27 protein-coding genes are annotated in these 24,384 nt (G+C 63.5%); 8 read left to right on the forward strand and 19 right to left on the reverse strand.

Annotated elements, in window-relative coordinates:
* The 3 genes from ABWP92_RS01570 to ABWP92_RS01580 all read right to left on the reverse strand — a co-directional run.
* Positions 1-752 (reverse strand): amino acid ABC transporter ATP-binding protein (locus tag ABWP92_RS01570; RefSeq protein WP_353233581.1); only part of this gene is annotated, 752 nt, incomplete at its 3' end.
* The gene (locus tag ABWP92_RS01575; protein ID WP_353233582.1) at positions 733-1,386 is read right to left on the reverse strand and encodes an amino acid ABC transporter permease; all 654 of its coding nucleotides are present in this window, start codon (positions 1,384-1,386) and stop codon (positions 733-735) included. The genes ABWP92_RS01575 and ABWP92_RS01570, both read right to left, overlap by 20 nt.
* 158 nt (positions 1,387-1,544) lie before the next feature.
* Positions 1,545-2,348 carry an amino acid ABC transporter substrate-binding protein gene (locus ABWP92_RS01580; protein ID WP_353233583.1) on the reverse strand — a complete coding sequence of 268 codons (804 nt, stop codon included), beginning with the start codon at positions 2,346-2,348 and terminating at the stop codon, positions 1,545-1,547.
* Positions 2,349-2,790: 442 nt separating this feature from the next.
* On the opposite strand from ABWP92_RS01580, the gene ABWP92_RS01585 reads away from it, so the two are divergent.
* Together ABWP92_RS01585 and ABWP92_RS01590 are read left to right on the forward strand one after the other, a co-directional pair.
* Complete coding sequence (locus ABWP92_RS01585) at positions 2,791-3,273, forward strand: copper chaperone PCu(A)C (RefSeq protein ID WP_353233584.1); 483 nt, start codon at positions 2,791-2,793, stop codon at positions 3,271-3,273.
* A 145-nt stretch (positions 3,274-3,418) separates the two neighbouring features.
* Positions 3,419-4,651 carry a multidrug effflux MFS transporter gene (locus ABWP92_RS01590; protein ID WP_353233585.1) on the forward strand — a complete coding sequence of 411 codons (1,233 nt, stop codon included), beginning with the start codon at positions 3,419-3,421 and terminating at the stop codon, positions 4,649-4,651.
* Between the two features lie 96 nt (positions 4,652-4,747).
* Here the strand turns inward: ABWP92_RS01590 and ABWP92_RS01595 are convergent, their stop codons facing one another.
* Both ABWP92_RS01595 and orn read right to left on the reverse strand, forming a co-directional pair.
* Positions 4,748-6,757, reverse strand: coding sequence for a DEAD/DEAH box helicase (locus ABWP92_RS01595; protein WP_353233586.1), 2,010 nt, complete (start codon positions 6,755-6,757; stop codon positions 4,748-4,750).
* A gap of 375 nt (positions 6,758-7,132) precedes the next feature.
* On the reverse strand, positions 7,133-7,711 hold the full coding sequence (gene orn / locus ABWP92_RS01600; RefSeq protein ID WP_353233587.1) for an oligoribonuclease: 579 nt from the start codon (positions 7,709-7,711) through the stop codon (positions 7,133-7,135).
* Between the two features lie 66 nt (positions 7,712-7,777).
* Between orn and ABWP92_RS01605 the strand changes: the two genes are divergently transcribed.
* From ABWP92_RS01605 to rsgA, 3 genes are read left to right on the forward strand one after another with little or no spacing between them, the layout of a single operon-like run.
* Positions 7,778-9,073: a M48 family metallopeptidase gene (locus tag ABWP92_RS01605; RefSeq protein ID WP_353233588.1), complete on the forward strand. Its 1,296-nt coding sequence runs from the start codon at positions 7,778-7,780 to the stop codon at positions 9,071-9,073.
* Positions 9,070-9,429: a 4a-hydroxytetrahydrobiopterin dehydratase gene (locus tag ABWP92_RS01610; RefSeq protein WP_353233589.1), complete on the forward strand. Its 360-nt coding sequence runs from the start codon at positions 9,070-9,072 to the stop codon at positions 9,427-9,429. Before ABWP92_RS01605 ends, ABWP92_RS01610 begins: the two co-directional genes overlap by 4 nt.
* On the forward strand, positions 9,426-10,397 hold the full coding sequence (gene rsgA, locus ABWP92_RS01615) for a ribosome small subunit-dependent GTPase A (RefSeq protein ID WP_353233590.1): 972 nt from the start codon (positions 9,426-9,428) through the stop codon (positions 10,395-10,397). The genes ABWP92_RS01610 and rsgA overlap by 4 nt, the downstream gene beginning before the upstream one ends.
* A gap of 44 nt (positions 10,398-10,441) precedes the next feature.
* Here rsgA and ABWP92_RS01620 read toward each other — a convergent pair whose 3' ends face one another.
* The 6 genes from ABWP92_RS01620 to rpsP all read right to left on the reverse strand — a co-directional run bounded on the left by ABWP92_RS01620 (position 10,442) and on the right by rpsP (position 14,689).
* On the reverse strand, positions 10,442-11,431 hold the full coding sequence (locus ABWP92_RS01620; RefSeq protein ID WP_353233591.1) for a CobD/CbiB family protein: 990 nt from the start codon (positions 11,429-11,431) through the stop codon (positions 10,442-10,444).
* 90 nt (positions 11,432-11,521) lie between these two features.
* Entirely contained in the window at positions 11,522-12,229 is a 708-nt protein-coding gene (locus ABWP92_RS01625) for a CoA pyrophosphatase (protein ID WP_353233638.1), read from the reverse strand.
* Positions 12,230-12,385: 156 nt separating this feature from the next.
* Positions 12,386-12,769, reverse strand: coding sequence for a 50S ribosomal protein L19 (gene rplS / locus ABWP92_RS01630; protein WP_353233592.1), 384 nt, complete (start codon positions 12,767-12,769; stop codon positions 12,386-12,388).
* Positions 12,770-12,937: 168 nt separating this feature from the next.
* A complete protein-coding gene (gene trmD / locus ABWP92_RS01635) occupies positions 12,938-13,705 on the reverse strand; it encodes a tRNA (guanosine(37)-N1)-methyltransferase TrmD (protein ID WP_353233593.1) in 768 nt (255 codons plus the stop codon).
* A 26-nt stretch (positions 13,706-13,731) separates the two neighbouring features.
* On the reverse strand, positions 13,732-14,304 hold the full coding sequence (rimM, locus tag ABWP92_RS01640; RefSeq protein ID WP_353233594.1) for a ribosome maturation factor RimM: 573 nt from the start codon (positions 14,302-14,304) through the stop codon (positions 13,732-13,734).
* A 133-nt stretch (positions 14,305-14,437) separates the two neighbouring features.
* On the reverse strand, positions 14,438-14,689 hold the full coding sequence (gene rpsP, locus ABWP92_RS01645) for a 30S ribosomal protein S16 (protein WP_353233595.1): 252 nt from the start codon (positions 14,687-14,689) through the stop codon (positions 14,438-14,440).
* Between the two features lie 296 nt (positions 14,690-14,985).
* On the opposite strand from rpsP, the gene ABWP92_RS01650 reads away from it, so the two are divergent.
* Positions 14,986-15,432 (forward strand): TM2 domain-containing protein, encoded by a 447-nt coding sequence (locus ABWP92_RS01650; RefSeq protein WP_353233596.1) that lies wholly within the window; start codon positions 14,986-14,988, stop codon positions 15,430-15,432.
* Positions 15,433-15,508: 76 nt separating this feature from the next.
* On the opposite strand, the gene ABWP92_RS01655 is transcribed toward ABWP92_RS01650, so the two are convergent.
* The 7 genes from ABWP92_RS01655 to ABWP92_RS01685 all read right to left on the reverse strand — a co-directional run bounded on the left by ABWP92_RS01655 (position 15,509) and on the right by ABWP92_RS01685 (position 21,519).
* Positions 15,509-16,519 carry an inorganic phosphate transporter gene (locus tag ABWP92_RS01655; protein WP_353233597.1) on the reverse strand — a complete coding sequence of 337 codons (1,011 nt, stop codon included), beginning with the start codon at positions 16,517-16,519 and terminating at the stop codon, positions 15,509-15,511.
* Positions 16,520-16,583: 64 nt separating this feature from the next.
* Complete coding sequence (locus ABWP92_RS01660; protein WP_353233598.1) at positions 16,584-17,231, reverse strand: DUF47 domain-containing protein; 648 nt, start codon at positions 17,229-17,231, stop codon at positions 16,584-16,586.
* 197 nt (positions 17,232-17,428) lie between these two features.
* Positions 17,429-17,791, reverse strand: a complete 363-nt coding sequence (locus ABWP92_RS01665; RefSeq protein WP_353233599.1) for a DMT family protein — start codon at positions 17,789-17,791, stop codon at positions 17,429-17,431.
* Positions 17,792-17,934: 143 nt separating this feature from the next.
* A complete protein-coding gene (locus tag ABWP92_RS01670) occupies positions 17,935-18,657 on the reverse strand; it encodes an ABC transporter ATP-binding protein (RefSeq protein WP_353233600.1) in 723 nt (240 codons plus the stop codon).
* Between the two features lie 2 nt (positions 18,658-18,659).
* Positions 18,660-19,442, reverse strand: a complete 783-nt coding sequence (locus ABWP92_RS01675; protein WP_353233601.1) for an ABC transporter ATP-binding protein — start codon at positions 19,440-19,442, stop codon at positions 18,660-18,662.
* Positions 19,443-19,493: 51 nt separating this feature from the next.
* Positions 19,494-20,570 (reverse strand): ABC transporter permease subunit, encoded by a 1,077-nt coding sequence (locus ABWP92_RS01680; protein WP_353233639.1) that lies wholly within the window; start codon positions 20,568-20,570, stop codon positions 19,494-19,496.
* Between the two features lie 19 nt (positions 20,571-20,589).
* On the reverse strand, positions 20,590-21,519 hold the full coding sequence (locus tag ABWP92_RS01685) for a branched-chain amino acid ABC transporter permease (RefSeq protein WP_353233602.1): 930 nt from the start codon (positions 21,517-21,519) through the stop codon (positions 20,590-20,592).
* A gap of 405 nt (positions 21,520-21,924) precedes the next feature.
* Here ABWP92_RS01685 and ABWP92_RS01690 point away from each other — a divergent pair, with 405 nt between their 5' ends.
* Together ABWP92_RS01690 and ABWP92_RS01695 are read left to right on the forward strand one after the other, a co-directional pair.
* Positions 21,925-22,380, forward strand: coding sequence for a DUF2798 domain-containing protein (locus ABWP92_RS01690; RefSeq protein WP_353233603.1), 456 nt, complete (start codon positions 21,925-21,927; stop codon positions 22,378-22,380).
* A gap of 41 nt (positions 22,381-22,421) precedes the next feature.
* The gene (locus ABWP92_RS01695) at positions 22,422-22,715 is read left to right on the forward strand and encodes a DUF3861 domain-containing protein (RefSeq protein WP_353233604.1); all 294 of its coding nucleotides are present in this window, start codon (positions 22,422-22,424) and stop codon (positions 22,713-22,715) included.
* Positions 22,716-22,729: 14 nt separating this feature from the next.
* Here the strand turns inward: ABWP92_RS01695 and ABWP92_RS01700 are convergent, their stop codons facing one another.
* Positions 22,730-24,034 carry a replication-associated recombination protein A gene (locus tag ABWP92_RS01700; protein ID WP_353233605.1) on the reverse strand — a complete coding sequence of 435 codons (1,305 nt, stop codon included), beginning with the start codon at positions 24,032-24,034 and terminating at the stop codon, positions 22,730-22,732.
* Between the last annotated feature and the right edge of the window lie 350 nt (positions 24,035-24,384).

The raw sequence follows: 24,384 nt of genomic DNA on the forward strand, positions 1-24,384 counted from the left end.
TGGCGCGGATCGGCGAAGAACTCCTGCGCGGGGCGCGCCTCGATCAGTTCTCCCTGGTCCATGAACACCACCGTGTTCGCCACCTCGCGCGCGAATCCCATTTCATGCGTCACGACCAGCATGGTCATGCGCTCGTCGGCCAGCTCCCGCATGGTGCGCAGCACCTCGCCGGTGAGCTCCGGGTCGAGCGCCGAGGTCGGCTCGTCGAACAGCATGATGTCGGGCTCCATCGCCAGCGCGCGCGCAATCGCCACGCGTTGCTTCTGGCCGCCCGACAGGCGCGACGGATAGTTGTCGCGCTTGGACGAAAGCCCCACCTTGGCGAGCAGCTTCTCGGCGCGCGCAATGGCCTGCTCGCGCGACGCGCGCTGCACGATCATGGGAGCCTCGATGATGTTTTCAAGCACCGTCAGATGCGGGAACAGGTTGAAGTGCTGGAACACCATGCCCATCTTGCGGCAGATGTTGCGCACCTCGGCTTCGGGCGCGTAAGCGCACTTGCCGCCGGGATCGGTGGTGACGAGCGTCCTGCCCTCGACCTCGATCGAGCCGCTGTCGATGGTTTCCAGGTGGTTCAGGCAGCGCAGGAACGTGCTCTTGCCCGATCCGGATGGACCGATCACCGCCACCACCTCGCCCTTGGCGAGCTGCAGCGACACGCCGCGCAGCACCTGCGTCGCGCCGAATGCCTTGCGGATGTCGCGCGCGTCGATCATCGCGGGCGCGGGCGCGTCATTCGTCATATTTGGCATAACGTCTTTCCAGGCGCTGGAAGCCCCAGGTGAGCACCAGGGTCATGATCAGGTAGAAGGCCGCGGCCACGATGAAGGGCGTGGTCGTGAAGTCGCGCTGCACGAAGCCGCGCGCCGCGCGCAGCAGGTCATTGAGGGCCAGCACGTAGATCAGCGACGTGTCCTTCACCAGCGTGATCGTCTCGTTGCTCATCGGCGGCAGGATGCTGCGCACCATCTGCGGCAGCACGATGCGGCGCATGGTCTGCGGATAGCTCATGCCCAGCACCTTGGCCGCCTCGTACTGGCCGCGGTCGACCGAGAGAATGCCGGCGCGGAAGATCTCCGCGAAGTAAGCCGCGTAGTTCAGCGCGAAGGCCACTATGGCCGCGGGAAAATCCGGCAGGCGCACGCCGATCACCGGCACGAACGGCAGCGCGAAATAGATGAACAGCATCTGCAGCATGAGCGGCGTGCCGCGCATGAGCCAGATGTAGGCATTGACGAGAGCCGAAAGCGGCTTGAGGTGCGACACGCGCGCAAGCGCCAGCACCAGTCCCAGGGGGACGGCCAGCAGCAGCGTGATCACGAACAGCTTCAGGGTGACGGCGGCGCCCTGCGCCAGCGGCCCGAGAAGTGAGAGAACGTAGTCCATACGGAAAGCTTCAGAGCCCTTTGCGCTTTGGGCCCAGGCCCCAGACACTTGCAACGCGCAAGCCCCATGGCATCGATGAGGCCCGCGCGCCGCTTCCAAGTGGGAACGCCGCGGCACGGGCGCCGCGGCGTCACGATGAGAAGCTCAGCCCAAGCTGATTACTTGATGATGTCCTTGCCGAACCACTGAGTGGCGATCCTGGCGGAGGTGCCGTCGGCCTTCATGTCGGCCATCGCCTTGTCGAGCTTTTCCAGCAGCGCGGTATCATCCTTGCGAACGCCGACGCCATATTCCTCGGTGCCGAAGTTCTCGTCGAGCACGCGGTACTCCTCGGGCTTCTTGGCGACGTAGTAGCGGCCCACCACCTCATCGACCACCACGGCTTCGAGGCGGCCCGCCGACAGGTCCATCAGCGCGGTCACGTTGTCGCCGAAGGTCTTGAATTCCTTGAACGACTTGAACACCGCGTCTTCCTTCTTCACCGCATCCACGGCGGAAGAACCTTCCTGGGCGCCAACCACCTTGCCGGCCATGTCGGCCTTGTTCTGGATGGCCGACGGGGCCGCCACCACGATGATCTGGTGGTTTTCCATGTACGGTGCGGTGAAGGCGATCTTTTCCTTGCGCTCGTCGGTGATGGTCAGGCCGTTCCACAGCGCGTCAACGCGCTTGCCCGAGAGTTCCGCCTCCTTGGCGCTCCAGTCGATCGGCTTGAATTGCGCTTCGACGCCCATGCGCTTGGCGGCTTCGCGAGCCATGTCGATGTCGAAGCCGACCAGCTCGTTCTTCTCGTCACGGAAGCCCATGGGCGGGAAGTTGTCATCCAGGCCCACGATGATCTTGGTCACCGCGGCCGGTGCTGGCTCGGGAGCCGCCGCCGATGGGGCGGGTGTTTCGTTCTTGCTGCAACCAACCAGCGCTGCGCCCAAGGCGAGCAGCACAACTGCGGCGATCTTTTTCATGGTCTTGATGAATGGAAAAGTTGGAAAACGACGCCCACCCGCAGCACGGGTTCGGAAAAACCACGGCTGCCGATGGACTTCAAAGAAGAGGAAAAACCCTTTATTTTCGCCGACCTTGCGGGTCTTGCGTTGAAAGACACACATTACGCTGTCATTTGGCTCAAGAGATACCGACACGATACGCCCCAAAGCGCCGTGCAGCCATCGTCCGAAGCTACGCAAATGGAAGCAACGCAGCCCTGCCCTCCCTGCCCGGAACTGCGGCCGGACCAGCCTGGCGCGCCGGCATGGCCGATATCCCCCATCGGGAAAGAGCCGAAGTCATGGCAATGAAAACCTGTGGTCGCCATGGCCACCCAGTTGGCGGACAATGCCCTCGGGTTCATCAATGGCTGCCGCCGCGGCATCGTGCGGCGGCAGCCCGTTTTCCGAGGAAATCAACATGTCATTGCGCTCACTCGTTCCCTGCGCCCTTTTCAGCGCCCTCGCCCTCACGGGCATGCAAAGCCATGCCGAAGTGACCGTGCAGGACGCATGGATCCGCGCCACGGTCGCCCAGCAAAAGGCATCCGGCGCCTTCATGCGCATCACCTCCACCGAGGCAACCAGTCTCGTTGGCGTGAGCACGCCAGTGGCGCCCATCGCCGAAGTCCATGAAATGAAGATGCAGGACGGCGTGATGAAGATGCGTGCCGTCGACAGCATCGCCATCAAGGCCGGCGAAAGCCTGGATCTCAAGCCCGGCGGCTACCACGTGATGCTCATGGATCTTCCCGCGGCGATGACCGCTGGCGACAACGTGCCGCTGACGCTGAAGTTCAAGGACAGCGCGGGCAAGGAGTCCACCGTGCAGGTACAGGCGCAGGTGCGCGCGATGAATGCCGCTCCTGCCGCCATGGATCACAGCCACCACATGAAGCACTGAGCCGCTGCCGCCGCCCACCCGGGCATGAAAAAAAGGGGCGGCTGCCCCATCCGCCTGCGCCACGGGCGGGCCGAAGCTTGAGACAATGCGCTGGTCACCACCCGCGCCAGCCGCGCTACGCGCGCCCGAACCCCTCAAGCACCCAATGCATCCTCAAGCCGAGAAACTCTGGAATTCCCCGCGCTGGGCGCTCGCCATCCTGCTGGCGCTGCTCGGCATGCTCGGGCCGTTTTCCATCGACACCTACCTGCCCGCCTTTCCCGCGATTGCCGGCTCGCTGGATGCGACAGCCGTCGAAATGCAGCAAACGCTCTCGGTCTACCTGTTCGCATTCGCGTTCATGACGCTGTTCCACGGGTCGCTCTCCGACAGCTTCGGGCGGCGACCCGTCGTGCTATGGGGCATCGCCATCTACACACTGGCCTCGGCGGGCTGCGCGCTGTCGCATTCGATCGGGCAACTGGTTCTCTTTCGCGCACTGCAAGGGCTGTCGGCCGGAGCGGGCATCGTGGTCTCGCGCGCGGTGATACGGGACATGTTCCCGCCTGCCGAAGCGCAGCGCGTGATGAGCCAGGTGACGATCTTCTTCGGCATCGCTCCCGCGATCGCCCCCATCGTGGGCGGATTCTTTTCCGTGCATCTCGGCTGGGCCAGCGTGTTCTGGTTTCTCACCGGGGTGGGCGTCTTCCTGTGGATCGCCAACTACCGGCTGCTGCCCGAGTCGCTGCCGCCCGCGGATCGCCAGGGGTTCGACATGGCCCATCTTCTGCGCGGGTATTGGGAGCTTGGAACCAGTCCACGCTTCGTGCTGCTCGCGCTCGCCAGCGGCGTGCCATTCAACGGCATGTTTCTCTATGTGCTGTCCGCGCCCGCATTCCTCGGCGGACTGCTGCACCTGGAGCCCACGGAATTCTTCTGGCTCTTCCTGCTGACCATCTGCGGCATCATGGGCGGCGCGTGGATGAGCGGCCGGCTCGCCGGCAAGATCGCGCCCAAGAAGCAGATTCGCCACGGCTTCGTGATCATGTGCTCCATCGCCGTGCTGAATCTGGCGCTGAACCTGCTGCTCGAGCCGCATCCGTCCTGGGCCCTGCTGCCGATCGCCGTCTTCTCGTTCGGCTGGGCGCTGATGGTGCCGGTGGTGACGCTGATGGTGCTCGACCTTTTTCCACAGCGCCGGGGCATGGCATCTTCGATGCAGGCGTTCGTGGGCTCCACGGCCAACGGCCTGGTGGCCGGCGTGCTCGCACCGCTGGTGATGCATTCGGCAGTCGGGCTGGCCTTTGCTTCGCTGACGCTGATGTGCGTGGGCCTGGTGGCCTGGGTCTATTTTCACCACCGCTGGCCGGAGGTGGGAAGGCACGCACACGGGCACTGAGCCGCCACGGCAAGACGCGCAGCGACGAAAAAAAAGGCCGGAGCGGTCAATCCGCTCCGGCCTTTTCCTGCAATCGACTCAGCGACTCAACGCATCTCAGCGAGGCGTGCGTGTGCGAGGCGTATAGGGCTTGGCTCCCGCGCCCGACTTGGCGTGGGCATGGGAAGGCTTGCGGGCACCAAAGCCCTCGCCTTCGCGGCGGCCGCCGAACGAGCGGTCACCACCGAACGAACGCTCGCCGCCAAAGGAGCGATCACCGCGATCGCCAAAGGAACGCTGCTGCTCGCCGCGCGGGGCGCCGAAACCGCCACGGGGTGCGCCGTCGCGGCCGCCGAATCCGCCTTCGCGGCGCTCGCCGCCGAAGCCACGGTCGCCGCCGAAGTTGCGGTCACCGCCGCGATCGCCAAAACGGCGTTCGCGATCACCACTGAAATGGCGATCACCGCCGCGGTCGTTACGGTCGCCGAAAGAGCGCTCACGATCACCGTGGCCGCGATCCCGATCTCCGAACGGGCGCTGCTGGCCGCCGCCAAATGAACGTTCGCCACCGCGCTCGCCACGCTCGCCGCCAAAACCGCCGAAGCCCTGCTTGCGGCCATAGCCCTCGGAGTCGCGCGAGCCGCCGAAACCACGGCCGCCGCCGTGGCGCTTGCCGCCGTTGCCGCCGCTACGGCCGCCACGGCCGAATTCCGGCTGCGGAGCGCGTTGCGTGGGCTCAAGACCCGGGATCACTTCAGGCTTGAAGCGCTGACGGGTATAGCCCTCGATGTCGAATACGCGGCGACGGTCGCGGAACTCGGCAAAGGTCACTGCAAGACCCTGGCGGCCGGCGCGGCCGGTGCGGCCGATGCGGTGGGTGTAGTCCTCCGCCTTCATCGGCAGGCCGAAGTTGAATACGTGCGTGATCGTGGGCACGTCAATGCCGCGCGCGGCCACGTCGGTGGCCACGAGGATCTGCACCTGGCCGTTGCGCAGCGCCATCAATCGGCGGTTGCGCAGACCCTGGCTCAGGGCGCCGTGCAATGCAACAGCGGAAAAGCCCTCCTGCTGCAGGTCGTTGGCGAGGCCATCGCATTCAATCTGCGTGCTGGCGAACACCACGGCCTGGTTGATCGACGTATCGCGCAGCCAATGGTCGAGCAGCTTGCGCTTGTGCTGGGCGTTGTCGGCCCAGAACAGCGTTTGCGTGATGTTGGCATGCTGCTCCTGGGGCGAGTCGATCTGGATCTTCTTCACCGATGCGCCGTTGTCGTGCATCACGCGCATGGCGAGCTGCTGGATGCGCGGCGCGAACGTGGCGCTGAACATCATGGTCTGGCGGCGCTGGCTGGTGAGCTGGTTGATCTCGGCGAGGTCGTCCGAGAAGCCCAGGTCCAGCATGCGGTCGGCTTCGTCCACCACCAGGAATTGCACCTGGTCGAGCTTGATCTGCATGGAGCGTTGCAGGTCGAGCAGGCGGCCGGGCGTCGCCACCACGAGATTGGCGTTCTGCAGCTTGGCGATCTGCAACTGGTAGGGCATGCCGCCCACCACATTGGCGATGCGCAGGCCCTTGCAGTGGCGCACCAGGTCGATCGCATCATGCGCGACCTGCTGCGCCAGCTCGCGCGTCGGACAAAGGATCAGGGCGCCGGGAACGGCGGCCTTGAAGTTGCGCGGATTGGTCGGGTCCTTGCGGCGCGCGCGCTTGGGTGCGGGCTCGCCCCGTGCCGCGGCTTCAGCGCACAGACGCTCGTATTCGGCGCGTTCGTTGGCGAATTGCTCGTCTTGCTGCTTGAGCAGCGTGTGCAGCACGGGCAGCAGGAAGGCCGCCGTCTTGCCGCTGCCGGTCTGGCTGGAGACCATCAGATCGATGAAACGATCGCTGTCGCCATCGGCTTCCATGGCGTAGGGAATGGCTTGTTCCTGCACCGTCGTGGGCTTGGTGTAGCCCAGGTCGGCGACGGCCTGTACCAGTTCGGGTGCGAGGCCCAGCTCGGCGAAGGCGTTGGGGCCTTGCGCGATTTCAGCGGCTTCTTCACGGCTGTCGGCGGCAGCGAGGTTTTCTTCAGGCAAAGCGGAATGAGCAGGCGCGAAATCGCCCTGCGAATGCAAAGAGTCAGTCATGTGTAGTGCAGCCGCAGGCGCAACCTGCGGAGGCTTCATCAAACGGTTAAAAAAACATCAACCATTCAACAAAACCTGCTCCAGCACGGACGGCTGGGCGGGTGGGTGTTTTTCAGTGGCGAATCCGCTGTGCGTCCATGCTGGACCCTCATCGCGTACGCCGTGAACCCGGAAGTGAAGGGGAGATGTACAAAACGCATGAACCGAACGGACCGGCGAACCGGAACGGGCGCCGGATTGATAACCGGTCAAGTGCCAAATTCATGCAAGCCTGCGATTATGGCACAACCCGGGTTTTCCCGCAACTGGCGTGTGCCGGGAGCGGATATTCCCGGGGAAATGCAGCGCCTTGGCATGGGCGCTGCCGGGCTCGCGTCAGAGCGACAGGAATGTCGAGCGGTAATGCACCAACTCGTCGATGGACTCGATCACATCCGCCAGCGCCGTATGCCTTTGCGCCTTCTTGAAGGAGTTGAATGCCTCGGGTTTCCAGCGCTTGGCCAACTCCTTGAGCGTGCTCACATCCAGGTTGCGGTAATGGAAATAGGCCTCCAGCCTGGGCATGTACTTCACCAGAAAGCGCCGGTCCTGGCCGATGGTGTTGCCGCACATCGGCGAGCCGTTGCGGGGCACGTAGCGCTTGATGAATTCGAGCAGTTGCTCCTCGGCCTGCGCTTCCGTGAGCGTGGATGCCTTGACCTTGTCGATCAGGCCGCTGCGGCCATGGGTGCCCTTGTTCCAGGCATCCATGCGGTCCAGCAGTTCGTCGGGCTGGTGCAGCACCAGCACCGGTCCCTCCACGCGGGGTTCGAGATTCGGCCCGGTGATCACGACGGCGATCTCCAGCAGGCGGTCGGTATCGGGATTCAGTCCGGTCATCTCGCAATCGAGCCAGACCAGGTTCTGATCGGATTTTTGAAGTGCGGGAGCGGTCGGTGTGGCAATCTCAGACATGGCGGCGATTGTCGCCGATCACCTACACTTGCGCTTTGCTCCGCCGCATTTTCCTCGCCCCGAAAAGTGTCTACATCCCTGCTCTGGACCTCGCTGTTCGCCTTCTTCCTCGTCGCCGGACTGGCCCTGCGGTTCTGGCTGGCCACGCGCCAGATCCGCCATGTCGCGCAGCACCGCCATGAAGTGCCGGGCGCATTTGCCGGGCGCGTCGCGCTTGCGGCGCATCAGCGCGCGGCCGGCTACACGATCGCCAAGACCCGCTTCGGCATGCTGGAGATGGCGCTGGGCGCGGCGGTGGTTCTGGGATGGACCTTGCTTGGCGGGCTGGACATGCTCAACCAATCGCTCATCGCATGGATGGGCGGCGGCATGTGGCAGCAGATCGCGCTGCTGGCCTGCTTCGCGCTGATCGGCGGGGCGCTCGATCTGCCGATGTCGTACTACCAGACTTTCGTGATCGAGCAACGCTTCGGCTTCAACCAGATGACGCCGGCGCTGTGGTTCACCGATATCGTCAAGTCCACGCTGGTCGGCGCCGTGATCGGATTGCCGATCGCAGCGCTCATTCTCTGGCTCATGGCTGCCGCCGGCAGCCTGTGGTGGCTGTGGGCGTGGGGTGCGTGGATGGGTTTCAACCTGGTGCTGATGGTGGTGTACCCGCTCTTCATCGCGCCCATCTTCAACAGGTTCAAGCCGCTCGATGACGCGTCACTGGCGGCACGTGTCACCGCGCTGATGAAGCGCTGCGGCTTTGCCGCCAAGGGCCTGTTCGTGATGGACGGCAGCCGCCGCAGCGCCCATGCCAACGCCTATTTCACGGGCTTCGGCGCGGGCAAGCGCGTCGTGTTCTACGACACGCTCCTCAGGCAGCTCTCGCCGCAGGAAGTCGAGGCCGTGCTGGCCCACGAACTGGGGCATTTCAAGCACCGGCACATCACGCGCCGCATCATCGGCCTGTTCGCGCTGAGCCTCGCGGGCTTCGCGCTGCTGGGATGGCTTGCCGCCAGAAGCTGGTTCTACACCGGGCTGGGCGTCATCCCCAATTTCAACCTGACGGGCGTGAGCGGTTCCGCCCCCAACGACGCGCTGGCGCTGCTGCTGTTCATGCTCGCCGCACCGGTTTTCGGCGTATTCCTCTCGCCGCTGTCCGCGCAGATTTCACGGCGCCATGAATTCGAGGCGGACGCATTCGCCGTCGCCCAGACGCGGGGCGCGGACCTGGCCTCCGCGCTGCTCAAGCTCCACGAAGACAACGCGTCCACGCTCACTCCCGATCCGGTGTACGTGAAGTTCTACTATTCCCATCCGCCAGCCACGGAACGGCTGGCGCGCATTCTCCCTACCGCAGCGAGCGCAACATGACCTCAGCCCCTACCTCATCGCTTCCCAGGAAGGACTGGTCCCGACAGCAGCGGCGCGCCATGAGCGCCACGGAACTGGTCACCAAACTCGCGGATCTGCAAGGCTGGAGCCTTACCGGCGATGGCGCGGACGTGGCGATCGAGAAGGCCTTCCGCTTCGCCGACTATTTCGAGACGATGGCCTTCGTGAACGCGGTCGCCTTCATCGCGCACACCGAGGACCACCACCCCGACCTGTCGGTGCACTACGGCCGCTGCGTGGTGCGCCTGAACACGCATGACGTGGGCGGCATCTCCGCCACCGACATCGAGTGCGCCAGGCGCATCGACGCGCTGCTGGCGCAGCACCAGCCATGAGCGGGCGTCCCGAACTGAACCCGGGACTGGTGGTCGGCAGCCACGGCCGCCACTGCGTGGTCGAGACGCCCGACGGCGAGCGCCGCATCTGCCACCCGCGCGGCAAGAAAAGCCAGGCCGTCGTGGGCGACCACGTTCTCTGGCTTCCCCCGCTGCCCGGCCAGGGCGATGAAGGCACCATCGAGAAGGTGCAAAAGCGCCGCAATCTGTTTTACCGGCAGGACGAGATCCGCACCAAATCCTTCGCGGCGAATCTCGACCAGGTACTGATCCTCCTGGCCGCGGAGCCGGTATTCTCGGAGAGCCAGCTCGCGCGCGCCCTCATCGCCGCCGAGGCCGAACACATCACGCCCATCATCGCCCTGAACAAAAGCGATCTGGTGGAGCCCTTCGCCCGCGCATGGGAGCGCCTGTGGCCGTACCGCCACATGGGCGGCGAGCAAGATACGGCACGCCACTATCGCGTGCTGCCCATGTCGCTGACGGAATCGGGCAGCGTGGACCATCATGCGCTGATGCCCGTTCTGGAAGGCAGGACCACGCTGGTGCTCGGACCTTCGGGCGTGGGAAAAAGCACGCTGGTGAATTTGCTGGTGCCGGGCGCGGCCGCGCAGACCGGCGAGATATCCCAGGCGCTCAACTCCGGCAAGCACACCACCACCACCACCACGCTGTACTGGATCGACGAGGCGAGAAAGACCGCGCTCATCGATTCACCCGGTTTTCAGGAATTCGGCCTGCGCCATCTGCAGCCCACCGACCTGGCACGCTGCATGCCCGACATCGCGGCACATGCGGGCGAGTGCCGGTTCTACAACTGCACGCATCTGCACGAGCCGGGCTGTGGCGTGCGGGCAGTGGTGCTCGATGCGCAGGACGATCAGAAGCAGGCCAGCGCCATCAGCGCCAACCGCTACCGAATCTATGGCGAACTGTTCGAGGAACTCAGCGCGCCGCCACGGTACTGATCCCATCCGCCAAGCCGCCAGGCAGGCGGGCAGGCGGGAGGCAATCAGCCGAGCAGGCGAGCAAACGACAGCAGCGCCAGCAGCAGCATCCACACCACCACGGAGCGCCAGACCAGTCCCACCACACTGCGCAGATGCGCCACTTCAGGCTCTCGTCCAGGAGTGCTGGCGCTGTCGTCCAGGTGAGGATCGGCCTCCCAGCCCTGCGCGGGCTGGACATCCGACTTCAGCCGCAGCGCCTCCCCTCCCAGCCGCATGTTGATGGCGCCGGATGTTGCGGCCAGGATCACGCCATCGTTGTCGTTGGGAAAACGCTGCGCATGAAAACGCCAGCCATCGATGGCCTCTTCAAAACTGCCGACGACGGCAAAGCTCAATGCGGTCAGGCGCGCGGGCAGCCAGTCGATCACCATCCAGGCCCTGGCTGCCGCGAACTGCAATGGCACGCTTGCGGGATGCGTCGTCACCACACGGCTGCGCGGCGACCAATAACGCGCGACGAACTCGGCCATGCGATAGAGCACGGCCCCCGTCGGCCCGAACCCCAAAGCCGCCAGCACCGAGAACCAGGCCAGAACGCCGAACACATGGCGATGCGCGGCAATCACGCAGTACTCGATGACATGGCGAACGATTTCACTGCGCGGCAGTTCACCCACCTCCACCTGCTTCCATTCGGCAAGGCGCGCGCGGGCACGCTCCGCATCCCCATCCTCCAATGCATCGCGGATACCGGTGAAGTGATAGCTGAACTGGCGGAATCCCAGCGTGAAATAAAGAACGGCCACGTTCCACAGCAACGCCACCGGCCAGCCGATCCAATGCGCCAGCGCCCAGTGGACGCCAAACGCCACCGCCGAAGGCACCAACACCGCGATGGCCCAGGCCACCCATCCATGCACGGGCGTGCCGGTATCGAAATTGCGGCTCACCGACAGTGCCCATGCGCGGGGTCCCGCATGGATGGGATCGCTGTGCGAAAGGGGCCGCGCCTGCTCGATCAGCAGCGCAAACAAAATGGCGAAAAAACTCATGCCGGCAATCATACTGTTGAGCTGTGTCCAACAGTATGGAGGATGTGCATGTAACTGGTTTGAAGCGCGCGGTGCGGCTCACGCCGCACCTCAGGCCGACATGAAACGATAGAAGTTGCGCAGGATGCCCGCCGTGGCGCCCCAGATGTAACGCTGCGTGGCGCCATCCTGGTAGGGCATTGCATACCATTCGCGGCGCAGCCCTTGCCATTCAAGGAAATGGCGCTCATGGTGGCGGGGATCGAGCAGGAAACTCAGCGGCACTTCGAACACGTCGGCCACTTCATCCGGGTTCGGGCGCAGGGTAAAGCCCTCGCGCACCAGGGCAACCACCGGCGTCACGTTGAAGGCCGTCACCGTCACATAGGTGTTGAGCCGGCCCAGCACCTCCAGGTATTCGCGCTCGATTCCCACCTCTTCGGCCGTCTCGCGGATCGCCGTTCCATCAGGGCCGCCATCGCCCGGATCGGCCCTGCCGCCCGGCAGGGCGATCTGGCCCGAGTGCTTGGCGAGCCTGGCCGTGCGCTGGGTGAGCAGGACCGTGGGCTGCTCACGCATGATGATGGGAATCAACACCGAGGCGTTCGCCGGCTCCCGGTCCACCACGCCGCGGTCGCGCACCACGTCCGGCGTCCAGGCGGGGGGCGCGGCAAAGCGAAGACGCAGCGCATCGGGCGTCATCAAACCCATGGGAACGGCGGGTAGATGATCATCAACGCCCAGAAGGGGGGCAAGTTGCGGATCGAAGTTCGGCACGCTGGACAACTGCAGCTCCTTGGGCTGGGCCGCGGGCGGCAAAGAGGCGGCAGGATCTGGAGCCGGCCCGGCAGGCAGTGCGGAAGAATTCACGGCGAACAGGCGATAAAAACAGATACAGGGGCTGCAAAAGAAAAAGCCGCTACAGGCTTGAGGCACTGTAGCGGCTTTCTGCGAGACTCGCTGAAGTAGCGCGGATTACGCGGCTGCTCCGGTCGTCTTGACGCGGGAAGGCAGCTTTTCCTTGATACGTGCCGACTTGCCGCTGCGCTCACGCAGGTAGTACAGCTTGGCGCGACGCACGTCACCACGACGCTTCACTTCGATGCCGGCGATCAGAGGGGAGTATGTCTGGAACGTACGTTCCACACCTTCTCCGCTGGAGATCTTGCGCACGGTGAAGCCGCTGTTCAGGCCACGGTTGCGCTTGGCGATCACCACGCCTTCGTATGCCTGCACGCGCTTGCGCGAACCTTCCACCACGTTCACGCTCACGATGACGGTGTCACCAGGGGCGAATTCGGGGATGGTCTTGTTCAGGCGAGCGATTTCTTCCTGCTCGAGAGTCTGGATCAGATTCATGGTTTCTTCCCAACGATCATGTCCGCGCCAAAATTGGCTGGATGCCCGGATTGGCATCTTGATGGCTCAAAGCGTGCGTACAGGCGGGACTAAACGGGATTTAACCCGGGAACCCGTGCGCGTTTCAGGCTTGAAGAGCGGCCGGCCAGAGGATCGAAAAGCCTTGCATTATAACAACTTGGGCAATTTCGCCAATACCGCCTCGTCGTCCCTGGACAGCGCGCCCTTGGCGCGGGCCGCGTCCAGCAGTTCCGGCCGGTGCGCGGCGGTCAGGCGCAGGCTCTGTTCACGGCGCCAGCGCTCGATGTGCGCATGGTGGCCCGACAGCAGCGGGGCCGGCACCGGCTGCCCGTTCCATTCTTCCGGCCGGGTGTAGTGCGGGCTGTCCAGCAGCCCGTCCAGCGCAGGGTTGAAGCTGTCGAGCTGATGGCTGCCCTCGTCATTGAGCACGCCGGGCTGCAGGCGCGCCACGGCGTCGAGCAGCGCCATAGCCGGGATTTCGCCTCCGGACAGCACGAAATCGCCCATGCTGATCTGCACCGTGACAAAGGCGTCGATGAATCGCTGATCCACGCCCTCGTAGCGTCCGCACAGCAAAATAGCGCCGGAGCTGGCCGACCAGCGCTCGACGGCGCCGTGATCCAGGCGCTGGCCGATGGGCGAGAACAGCACCAGCGGCACCTGCGCATCGGCGGCTTCCGCCCGGTCAGCGCGAATCGCCGCCAGGCAGCGCGACAGCGGCTGCGCCATCATCACCATGCCCGGGCCGCCGCCAAACGGGCGATCATCCACACGCCGGTAATTGCCCTCGGCATGATCGCGCGGATTCCACAGGCGCACCTCGACCTGGCCGCTCTGATAGGCGCGCCGCGTCACGCCGCTTTCCAGAAACGGCGCGAACAATTCGGGAAACAGCGTGATGACGTCAAAGCGCATGGCGTGCCTGTCCGGCAATCCCTTCATCAATAGTCGGGCTGCCAGTCGACCGTGATCCGGCGTTCCTGGATGTCCACCTTGTCCACGAACGCGGAGACAAACGGGATCATGCGCTCCACGGCCTTGCCGTCCACATCCTGCGAGAGCACCAGGGTGGTCTGCGGGCCGGTGGACATCAGGTCCTTCACCGCGCCCAGGCTCACGCCTTCGCGGTTCAGCACATCCAGGCCGATCAGATCCACCCAGTAATATTCGTCCTCGGCCGCCTTCGGGAAATCAGCGCGCGAGATGAAGATGCGCGCGCCGCGCAGCGCCTCGGCTGCGTTGCGGTCAGGAATCTCCCCGGCCGTCGCCACGATCGAATCCGAGTGCGCGCGCGCCTGCTTCACCGTCAGAATGACCGTCCCGGAGAAAAAGCTCTTCGCGCCCTTCTCCGAGGGCAGCAGATACCAGCTGCCGCCCCTCAGCAGGGCCTCGGGGTCGGCACTGTAGGGAATGATCTTGAACCAGCCCTTGATGCCCCAGGCCTCGCCGATGCGCCCCACCTCGACGGCATCGGACGGCAGTGTGGCGGATTGCAGAAAAGGAAGTTCAGACATGGGAGACGAAAAGAGAAAAATGCTCGATCAACCGCAAGCGCACGAACGCGAGCCGCGCCCCGGCGCAAGAATAAAAAAAGCGGACTCCGTCAGCAACCCGACGAAACCCGCTTCTTGAAAAAAGCATCAATGCTCAGGCAGCAGCCTTGGCACCTTGCTTGATCAGACGCTCAACGGTGGGCGAGGCCTGCGCGCCAACGCTCTTCCAGTAGGTCAGGCGATCCTGAGCAATGCGCAGGCCTTCCTCGCCTTCCTTGGCGGACGGGTTGTAGAAGCCCAGGCGCTCGATGAAGCGGCCATCGCGGCGAATGCGCTTGTCGGCAACGACGATGTTGTAGAAAGGACGGTGCTTGGAGCCGCCGCGAGCGAGTCGAATAACGACCATAATGAATCCTTCGGGTGGAAAAGCAGGCACCTCAAAACGGTGACTGCCAAGGTTTTCCCGCTACGTTTGAGACACGCGACTTAGCCACCCGGCCAGCGACACGCAGCAAAGTCGGCAATTATAGCCCGTTATCGGAGAAAGATGCTCAACATTCGCGCAAGCCACCTGAATGCCCCGCCACGCGGCGCGGCATTCCACGGGACGGGAAGCCCTGAAAATGACCGGATACCGCACCGATCGGCAAGGCTTGAGGGGTTGGAGAACGCATACTCCCGGAATCCATCCAACGACCGCCCATGAAAAACAAGACCGTTGCCGCCTGGCTCGCTTTCCTTGGTGGCCCGCTGGGCCTGCATCGCTTCTATCTGCATGGCCTGTCCGACACACCGGGCTGGCTGCTGCCGATCCCCACGGCGCTGGGCGTCTACGGAATCCAGCGCGTGCTCGAATTCGGCCAGGACGATCAATTGAGCTGGATCCTGGTTCCGCTGCTCGGCTTCACCATTGCCGGCTGCGCGCTGCGCGCCATCCTCTACGGGCTGATGTCCCCTGAGAGATGGAACGCGCGCTTCAATCCCCGGGCCGCGCCCGACGCTCCCGCCGGGCAGACGAACTGGGGCACGGTGTTCGCCATCAGCCTGTCGCTTCTGGTCGGAACGGCCGTCCTCATGGCCAGCCTCGCGTTCAGCTTTCAGCGCTACTTCGAGTACCAGATCGAGGAAGCCCGCAAGATTTCGCAGTGAACGAAATGAAAAAAGCGCCGTGCTCCGCTGGAGCGCCGACGCCTTGCCCCTGCGGGCCGCGGCCCGATGAAGCCGGTCAATACAACTGCAGGCTCAGCCAATAGGCAATCGAGGCCACGAAAGCGCTTGCAGGGATCGTCAGGATCCACGCCCAGATGATGTTGCCCGCCACGCCCCAGCGCACGGCGCTTGCGCGCTGCGTGGAGCCCACGCCGACGATGGCGCCGGTGATGGTGTGCGTCGTGGACACGGGAACGCCCAGCCAGGTCGCGATGAACAGCGTCAGCGCACCGCCGCTTTCCGCGCAGAAACCGCCGACCGGCTTGAGCTTGGTGATCTTCTGGCCCATGGTCTTGACGATGCGCCAGCCGCCGAACATCGTGCCCAGCCCGATGGCGGTGTAGCAGCAGATGATCACCCAGGTCGGCGGCGCGGAATCGCTGGCGGCCGTGTAGCCGGTGGCGATCAGCAGCAGCCAGATGATGCCGATGGTCTTCTGCGCGTCATTGCCGCCGTGGCCCAGGCTGTAGGCGCCAGCGGAAATCAATTGCAGGCGCCGGAACCATTTGTCGATCCGGCTCGGACGCATGCGGCGGAAGGTCCAGGCGACGATCACCATCATGATCGAGCCCAGCAGGAAGCCCAGCAATGGCGAGACGAAGATGAACGCCACCGTCTTGAGAATCCCGCCCGCGATGAGCGAGCCCGCCCCGGATTTCGCCATGACCGATCCGACGATGCCGCCGATCAGCGCATGCGAGGAGCTGCTGGGAATTCCGTAATACCACGTGATGACGTTCCAGGTGATGGCGCCCACCAGCGCGCCGAACACCACATGGGTATCGACGACCCCCGGCTGGACGATGCCCTTGCCCACGGTGGCCGCCACGCTCAGATGGAAGACGAAAATCGCGACGATATTGAAAAACGCCGCGAAGACAACGGCTTGCGTTGGCTTGAGCACGCCTGTCGACACCACGGTGGCAATGGAATTGGCCGCGTCGTGAAAGCCGTTCATGAAGTCGAATATCAAGGCGAGCGCCACCAGGACGATCACGACCCATAAGGCTGTTTGTACTGTTTCCATGCTGTTGAGCAGTTAGTGCCCGATCCGGCCGGGCGAGAGTTGCCGAAGCGCCGCAGCGTGCGGATCAGGAGTTTTCGAGGATCACGCCCTCGATCAGGTTGGCCACGTCCTCGCACTTGTCGGTGATCGTTTCCAGCAATTCATAAATGGCCTTGAGCTTGATGACTTCGCGTACGTCAGGCTCTTCACGAAAGAGCTTGCTCATGGCGCTGCGCAGGACGCGGTCGGCATCGCCCTCGAGGCGGTCGATCTCCTCACAGGTCTTGAGCGCGGCCTCTGCCACCGCCGGATCGGCAATGCGCGACAGCAGCTTGACGGCGTCCTGAACGCGTTCGCAGCACTTGAGGCACAGGTCGGTCAGGCGCGTGATCTCATCCGTCATGTGGCGAATGTCATACAGCGACATGGTTTCAGCGGAGTCCTGGATCAGGTCGGCCACGTCGTCCATGGTGTTGATCAGCGAGTGGATCTGTTCGCGGTCGATCGGCGTGATGAAGGTCTTGTGCAGGGTGCGGTTGACTTCGTGCGTCACCCGATCGGCGGCGCGCTCGGCATTGTCCACGTCCTGGTTGTACTTGTCTCGCAGATGGGGATCGTTGTAGTTGGCCACCAGTTGAGAGAAAGCACGGGCTGCTTCGACGATGCGCTCAGCATGCTGATTGAACATATCGAAAAAATTGCCCTCTTGGGGCAACAGCTTTCCAAACAACATGAGAACTCCTGGACAATCCTGGCGGCGCGGCTGTAACTTGTTTGACAGCCGCGTGACAACTTCGTGAAAGAGCGGAGTTTAACCGGGCGGCAGTCCCGCCCCCTTCGGCAATCGGCAATGTCCCCCTGGGCCTATATTGACTTTTTTCAGGCTTGTGTCAGATGGCCGGCTCCAGACCGCCTGCCGGGCGAACGCTTTCAAGCGCTGCGGAAAATGAAAAAGACCGCGCCGACCATGCAAAGGCCGGCCCAGAGATAGTCCCACTTCAACGGCTGCCCCATGTAGAACACGGCGAAGGGAACGAATACCGTCAGCGTGATGACTTCCTGCAGGATCTTGAGCTGCCCGAGCGACATCTGCGTCGCGCCGATCCGGTTGGCCGGCACCTGCAGCAGATACTCGAACAGGGCGATTCCCCAGCTCACCAGCGCCGCGACGTACCAGGGCGAAGAATGCAGGTTCTTCAGGTGTCCATACCAGGCGAAGGTCATGAACACGTTGCTGGCGAGCAGCAACAGGACGGTTTGAAGCGAAACGGGAAGAGACTGGAGAAATTGCATGGTGGAAACAGCGGCGAGGCCCCGCGTCGGGAACGCCGCAATGTAGCGCAATCACGGAAAGCCGGCGCGCGAGCGGATACCTTCCCCTCCCGGAACAGGCCCGACGGAGCGCCTGCCCGCCACGGAACAATGCAAGCGCCCGTTCACTCCCCGAGATAGGCCGCGCGCACGCGGGGATCGTGCAGCAGGGTCTCGCCCTCGCCCGACATGGTGATGATGCCCGACTCCATCACGTAGCCGCGATTGGCCATCTGCAGCGCGCGGCTCGCATTCTGCTCCACCAGAAGGATCGTCACGCCCAGCTTGTAGACGTCGCCGACCACCTCGAAGATCTTGTCGACCATGATGGGCGACAGGCCCATGGAAGGCTCGTCGAGCAGCAGCAGCTTGGGCCGGCTCATGAGCGCGCGTCCCATGGCCAGCATCTGCTGCTCGCCGCCCGACATGGTGCCCGCCAACTGATCCTTGCGCTCGCGCAGGCGCGGGAAGATGGTGAACATGCGCTCGATGTCGTCCTTGATGCCGGCCGGATCGTTGCGCGTGTAAGCGCCCATCTGCAGGTTCTCGGTGATCGTCATGCGCGCGAACACGCCACGGCCTTCGGGCACCATCACCAGCCCTTCGCGCACCAGATCCCAGGCGCCCTTGCCCTTGATGCTCTTGCCGAGGTACTCGATATCTCCCTCGTTCATCGGCAGCAGACCCGTGATGGCCTTCATCGTCGTGGTCTTGCCCGCGCCGTTGGAGCCGATCAGCGACACCAGTTGGCCCTCGGCCACTTCCATGTCCACGCCCTTCACGGCCTGAATGCCGCCGTAGGCCACGCGCAGGCCGCTCACTTTCAACAATACTTGTGCTTCGGCCATGCTCAATTTCCTCCGGTGCCCAGATAGGCCTCGATCACTTTTTCATTCTTCTGCACCTCGGCTGGCGTACCCTCGGCGATCTGCTTGCCGTAGTCGAGCACCGTCACGCGATCGCACAGGCCCATCACCAGCTTCACATCGTGCTCGATGAGCAGGATGGTGCGGTTGTCCCTGCGGATACGGTCGATCAGCTCGCGCAGTTGCACCTTCTCGGTGGCGTTCATTCCCGCAGCCGGCTCATCGAGCGCGATCAACTGCGGGTCGGTCGCCAGCGCGCGGGCGATCTCCAGCCTCCGCTGATCACCGTAGGAGAGCGTGCGCGCCTTGAAATCCGCGTATTTGCCGATGCCCACATAGTCCAGCAATTCATGCGCGCGGGCGCGTATTTCCGCCTCCTCTCGCTTGAAGCCCGGCGTGCGGAACACCGCGCCGAAAAGGCCTGAATGCGTGCGGATGTGCCGCCCGACCATGACGTTCTCCAGCGCCGTCATGTCCGCGAACAGGCGGATGTTCTGAAACGTGCGCGCGATACCCGCCTTCGCCACCAGGTGCACCGCCTTCGGCTCATAAGGCTTTCCGGCCAGCAGGAAGCTGCCCGCGTCCGGCGTGTACAGGCCGGTGAGGACGTTGAAGAACGTGGTCTTGCCCGCGCCATTGGGGCCGATCAGCCCGTAGATCTGGCCGCGCCTGATCGTGATGCCTACGTCCGAGAGTGCCTGCAGGCCGCCGAACCGCTTGGAAACGCCTGCTACCTTGAGCACCACATCTTGTGATGTTTCTGCCATATCGTTGCTCTGTTGATTCTTGGATGATCCGTGACTGGACGACGGTGCGGCTCAGGCCTTCTGCGCAAGGCTCTTGCCATGCTCCGGCGAAGGCCACAGGCCACGCGGACGCAGCAGCATGATGATGATCATCGCAAGCGCGATCAGCAGTTGGCGCAGGATGGAGGCATCCAGGCGGCCGCCCGTCAGATCCTGCAAGGGCCCGGCCACGTAGCGCAGCACCTCGGGCAATGAAGAGAGCAGCACGGCGCCCAGGATCACGCCGGGGATGTGGCCCAGGCCGCCAAGCACCACCATCGCGACGATCATCACCGACTCCATCAGGCTGAAGGATTCGGGCGATACGAAGCCCTGGAACGCCGCGAACATGGCGCCCGAGACACCGCCGAACGACGCGCCCATGCCGAAAGCCAGCAGCTTCATGTTGCGGGTGTTGATGCCCATCGCCTTGGCGGCGATCTCATCTTCGCGGATGGCCATCCAGCCCCGGCCGATACGCGAATCCTGAAGCCTGTAGCACACCAGCACGGTGATGAGCACGAGCGCCAGGAACAGGTAGTAGTACAGCGTGACCGAGCTGATGTCGAAGCCGAATATTTCCTGCCGCCTGCCGAGGTTCAAGCCGAAGATCTTCACCGAGTCGATCTCGCCGATCCCCTTGGGGCCGTTGGTGATGTTGATCGGATGATCCAGGTTGTTCATGAAGATGCGGATGATCTCGCCGAAGCCGAGCGTCACGATGGCCAGATAGTCGCCGCGCAGCTTCAGCACCGGTATCCCCAGCAACACCCCGGTACCCGCGGCAAGCAGCAGGGCCAGAGGAATCACCATCCACAGCGACAGGTGCAGCCCGTCGGGAAAATGCGCGGCGAACCAGGCAAAGTTCTCGCTCAATTGCGGCGACGCCAGCAGCGCGAACATGTATGCGCCCACCGCGTAGAAGGCCACGTAGCCAAGGTCCAGCAAACCTGCATAGCCCACCACGATGTTCAGGCCCAGCGCCAGCATCACGTACAGCAGCGCCAGGTCCGCAATGCGGACCCACGCATTGCCGAAATATTGAAGCACCAGCGGCAGCACCAGCAGCGCCACGGCGCCCGCCATCCATTTGGCCGTCTTGTTTTGCATGTTCATGTCCGTGCTCCCCTCAGGCCCGATCCGCCACGCGCTCGCCCAGCAGGCCCGACGGCCTGAGCGTGAGCACGATGATCAGCACGATGAACGCGAAGATGTCGACGTAGTTGCTCCCCAGAAGCCCGCCCGTCAGCGTGCCGATGTAACCCGCGCCGATGGCCTCGATCAGCCCCAGCAGCACGCCGCCGACCACCGCGCCAGCGAGGTTGCCGATGCCGCCGAACACCGCGGCTGTGAACGCCTTCAGGCCCGGCAGAAAGCCCATCGCATGCTGCGCCGTGCCATAGTTGGAGGCATACATGATGCCGGCGATCGCCGCCAGGATCGCCCCGATGATGAAGGTCGCGGAAATCACCATGTCCGGCTTGACGCCCATGAGCGCGGCGACTTTCGGATTCTCGGCCGTGGCGCGCATCGCGCGGCCCAGCCGGGTGTAGTTCACCAGATAGACCATGGCCGCGAGCGCCACCACGGTCGTCACCAGGATCATGATCTGGGTGGGCGTGATCACCGCATTGCCGAGGTGATAGGGGTCTGACGACAACAGCGTCGGATATGGCTTGTAGTTCGGCTTCCAGATGATCATGGCGATCGTCTGCAGCAGGATCGACATGCCGATCGCCGTGATCAGCGGGGCCAGCCTCGGGCTGTTGCGCAACGGCCTGTAGGCCACCTTTTCGATCGTGAAGTTGAGCACCGCCGCCACGATGCAGGCGATGATGGTGGCGATCAGCAGAACCGCCCAGCCAGGAGCTCCCGGCATGGCCTCCTGCATCATGCCGATGCAGCTCCAACTGGTCAGCGCCCCGATCATGAGCACTTCACCGTGGGCGAAATTGATGAGCTGAATGATGCCGTACACCATCGTGTAGCCAAGGGCTATGAGGGCGTACATGCTGCCAAGAACCAGACCGTTGATGATCTGTTGCAGCAAAATGTCCATAACGAAAATCCTTCGCGTTTGATGAGCTCTTGTCGCATCCGCCGGATATTGGCCCGCCGCGCGCAAACACCCCGAAGCGCCTAGCAAAAAACCCGCCAGCTCGGTGGCCCGTGCGGGTTTACGCGGTGAATCCCTCTCTACAGAATGCAACCGGCCCGCCGCTTCCTCGAGGATCATGTCCCCGCGCCCACGGCACGTTGTCAATGGATTTGATTATTAGGACAAGCTCCTCGCGCCATACATAGGGAACACGCGGATTGCGCAACCCGGCGCACCAAAATGGAACGCCACCAGACCGATGACCAGTCAAAGGGGACTTCAAGGCAGTGTGAATTTTTTACTTCTTCTTAAAGTTGACTTTATCAACTAATTTTCTATAATTGCGGGTTTTGCAAAGGACACGCAATGGAAAACAAGGCTCTGAGAAAACTGCTGATATGCCAACTGGGTAACCAGTTCTGCATCGCGCTGCTTCTCAGTTGGGTCATGACCGTCATCAATTACGGCTTCAAGGGCGCGTTCATTCAAAACTGGGCAAAAGGTTTCGTGGTGGCCTTCGTCATCATTCCGCTCGCATTGCGCCTGATCCCCTTCATTGCGAAGGCAGTGCGGGCCGTGATGGGCAACTGCCACGCGCTCATTCAGCGCAGCGCAGTGGCCGTATGCGTCGCGGCCCTGATGGAAGGCCTGATCGCGCTTGCCGTGACGCTCGCGCAGCACGGCGTGGCAGCCGGTTGGCCCACTGTCTGGGCCGGTACTTTCGTGAAGGCATTGCCCCTGGGGCTTCTGATCGGTTTCACGATGACCTTCATCGTCCAGCCCCGGATGCTCAAGCTGGCCGCGTCGGCGCGGACCCGCTGATCGCAATCCTCACCCGACCTCACACACCAAGGGAACACGCCATGAAGCAGCACCGTTATCGCATCACCGTCGAATACATTGCCGACCCCGACGGCCATCCGCAGCAGCGCGAGCCGCTGGTGTTCGAGGCGGGCAGCCACGACGAGATTCTGGGCATCGTCGAGCTGGCCCGCAAAAGCCGTCTGATGGACGAGCAGACCATGGCCCCCTTCGTCGTGGGCCAGAAACTCTTCGGCGAAGTCGTCATGGAAAATCGCGGCAATCCCCTGTTCGCCGATTTCTGGCCGCACTTTCTGGAGTTCATGAAGAAATTCAAGGGCCTGGTGAAAAAGTGACGCCAGCCGGATGATCAGGTCTTGCCAGCCTCTTCATCCCACTTCCTCAGCAAGTCCAGTTTCTCCGCGATCTTGATCTCCAGGCCCCTGGGCACCGGCCGATACCAGCCAGGCTCCGGCATCCCCTCGGGAAGATAGGTTTCGCCGGCCGCGTAGGCGTTGGGCTCATCATGGGCATAGCGGTATTCGTGCCCATAGCCCAGCTCCTTCATCAGCCTGGTCGGGGCGTTTCTCAGATGGACGGGAACTTCGCGGCTCTTGTCCTGCTTCACGAAGGCGCGGGCGGCGTTGTAGGCGTTATAGCCCGCATTGCTCTTGGCTGCCATGGCGAGATAGATCACCGCCTGCCCCAGGGCGAGCTCCCCTTCCGGGCTTCCCAGCCGCTCATAGGTCAGCGCGGCATCGTTGGCGATCTGCATGGCCCTCGGGTCCGCCAGGCCGATATCCTCCCAGGCCATGCGGATGATGCGGCGCGCCAGATAGCGCGCGTCTGCGCCGCCATCCAGCATGCGCGTGAGCCAGTAGAGCGCGGCGTCGGGGTGCGATCCACGGACCGATTTGTGCAGGGCCGAAATCTGATCGTAGAAATTATCCCCTCCCTTGTCGAAACGCCTGGAATTCAAGGTCAGCGCGTTCTGCACGAAATCGGCGTCGATCCTCTTCACGCCAGCGGCACCGGCGGCCGTCTGGCATTGCTCCAGCAGGTTCAGGAATCTTCTGGCGTCGCCATCCGCGTAGCCGATGATGGTGTCCCTGGCCACATCGTCGAACTCAAGCCCGCCAAGAGCCTTTTCCTGAGCGCGGACAAGAAGCTGCCTGAGTTCTTCATCCGTCAGCGACTTCAGCACATAGACCTGGGCCCGCGACAACAGGGCCGAGTTCACCTCGAAGGAGGGGTTCTCCGTGGTGGCTCCGATGAAGGTGACCAGCCCGCTTTCCGCGTAGGGAAGAAGGGCATCTTGCTGGGACTTGTTGAACCTGTGAATCTCATCCACAAACAGGATGGTGTGCTTGCCCATGGCGAGGTTCTGCTGCGCCTGCTCCATGGCAGCGCGAATGTCCTTGACGCCGGAGAAAACCGCGGACAAGGCGATGAACTCACACTTGAAGGCCGATGCCGTGAGGCGCGCCAGAGTCGTCTTGCCGACGCCCGGCGGCCCCCAGAAGATCATGGAGTGAGGCTTGCCCGACTGGAAGGCCAGTCTCAGAGGCTTGCCTTCACCGAGCAGATGCGACTGCCCGATGACCTCGTCCAGCGTCTTGGGACGCAGGGCCTCGGCCAGCGGCGCCGACGGCTCCCGCGCGAACAGGTCAGACATGGCTTGCCTCCTTGCCGCCACGGCACCGGGGAAGCTCCCGTCGGACGCGCCCTCGCGCCCGCAAGGGCCCTATCGACCCGCCCGGAAGCATTGCGGGCGGATATGCGGCAAAAGAGGGATGAGGAGCGGGACAGGAACTCACGGCGGCGGGCTCGACTTCAAAAGGGGATGGGCAGGCAGCGAAAGCCCCATCGTACCGCGCGAACACTTGGCCGCCGGACAGCGGAACGGGCATGGCCCCGTGCCGGAAACGGAGCGCCGGGATTTTTCCAACAAAAAAGGGCCCCCCACGCTTTCCTGCTGCAGGTGATCTGACAATAAAAAAACTGCCAGCACGAATAAACCGTGCT

Origin of the sequence: Diaphorobacter ruginosibacter (assembly GCF_040396215.1) — a bacterium.
In the GTDB taxonomy this organism is placed as follows: domain Bacteria; phylum Pseudomonadota; class Gammaproteobacteria; order Burkholderiales; family Burkholderiaceae_C; genus Diaphorobacter_A; species Diaphorobacter_A ruginosibacter_A.

Bases quoted from the DNA above. Each gene is read 5' to 3' on its own strand.
- ABWP92_RS01575 (WP_353233582.1), bottom strand. From the start codon at position 1,386: ATGGACTACGTTCTCTCACTTCTCGGGCCGCTGGCGCAGGGCGCCGCC.
- ABWP92_RS01580 (WP_353233583.1), bottom strand. From the start codon at position 2,348: ATGAAAAAGATCGCCGCAGTTGTGCTGCTCGCCTTGGGCGCAGCGCTG.
- ABWP92_RS01585 (WP_353233584.1), top strand. From the start codon at position 2,791: ATGTCATTGCGCTCACTCGTTCCCTGCGCCCTTTTCAGCGCCCTCGCC.
- ABWP92_RS01590 (WP_353233585.1), top strand. From the start codon at position 3,419: ATGCATCCTCAAGCCGAGAAACTCTGGAATTCCCCGCGCTGGGCGCTC.
- ABWP92_RS01595 (WP_353233586.1), bottom strand. From the start codon at position 6,757: ATGACTGACTCTTTGCATTCGCAGGGCGATTTCGCGCCTGCTCATTCC.
- orn (WP_353233587.1), bottom strand. From the start codon at position 7,711: ATGTCTGAGATTGCCACACCGACCGCTCCCGCACTTCAAAAATCCGAT.
- ABWP92_RS01610 (WP_353233589.1), top strand. From the start codon at position 9,070: ATGACCTCAGCCCCTACCTCATCGCTTCCCAGGAAGGACTGGTCCCGA.
- rsgA (WP_353233590.1), top strand. From the start codon at position 9,426: ATGAGCGGGCGTCCCGAACTGAACCCGGGACTGGTGGTCGGCAGCCAC.
- ABWP92_RS01620 (WP_353233591.1), bottom strand. From the start codon at position 11,431: ATGAGTTTTTTCGCCATTTTGTTTGCGCTGCTGATCGAGCAGGCGCGG.
- rplS (WP_353233592.1), bottom strand. From the start codon at position 12,769: ATGAATCTGATCCAGACTCTCGAGCAGGAAGAAATCGCTCGCCTGAAC.
- trmD (WP_353233593.1), bottom strand. From the start codon at position 13,705: ATGCGCTTTGACGTCATCACGCTGTTTCCCGAATTGTTCGCGCCGTTT.
- rimM (WP_353233594.1), bottom strand. From the start codon at position 14,304: ATGTCTGAACTTCCTTTTCTGCAATCCGCCACACTGCCGTCCGATGCC.
- rpsP (WP_353233595.1), bottom strand. From the start codon at position 14,689: ATGGTCGTTATTCGACTCGCTCGCGGCGGCTCCAAGCACCGTCCTTTC.
- ABWP92_RS01650 (WP_353233596.1), top strand. From the start codon at position 14,986: ATGAAAAACAAGACCGTTGCCGCCTGGCTCGCTTTCCTTGGTGGCCCG.
- ABWP92_RS01655 (WP_353233597.1), bottom strand. From the start codon at position 16,519: ATGGAAACAGTACAAACAGCCTTATGGGTCGTGATCGTCCTGGTGGCG.
- ABWP92_RS01660 (WP_353233598.1), bottom strand. From the start codon at position 17,231: ATGTTGTTTGGAAAGCTGTTGCCCCAAGAGGGCAATTTTTTCGATATG.
- ABWP92_RS01665 (WP_353233599.1), bottom strand. From the start codon at position 17,791: ATGCAATTTCTCCAGTCTCTTCCCGTTTCGCTTCAAACCGTCCTGTTG.
- ABWP92_RS01670 (WP_353233600.1), bottom strand. From the start codon at position 18,657: ATGGCCGAAGCACAAGTATTGTTGAAAGTGAGCGGCCTGCGCGTGGCC.
- ABWP92_RS01675 (WP_353233601.1), bottom strand. From the start codon at position 19,442: ATGGCAGAAACATCACAAGATGTGGTGCTCAAGGTAGCAGGCGTTTCC.
- ABWP92_RS01680 (WP_353233639.1), bottom strand. From the start codon at position 20,570: ATGCAAAACAAGACGGCCAAATGGATGGCGGGCGCCGTGGCGCTGCTG.
- ABWP92_RS01685 (WP_353233602.1), bottom strand. From the start codon at position 21,519: ATGGACATTTTGCTGCAACAGATCATCAACGGTCTGGTTCTTGGCAGC.
- ABWP92_RS01690 (WP_353233603.1), top strand. From the start codon at position 21,925: ATGGAAAACAAGGCTCTGAGAAAACTGCTGATATGCCAACTGGGTAAC.
- ABWP92_RS01695 (WP_353233604.1), top strand. From the start codon at position 22,422: ATGAAGCAGCACCGTTATCGCATCACCGTCGAATACATTGCCGACCCC.
- ABWP92_RS01700 (WP_353233605.1), bottom strand. From the start codon at position 24,034: ATGTCTGACCTGTTCGCGCGGGAGCCGTCGGCGCCGCTGGCCGAGGCC.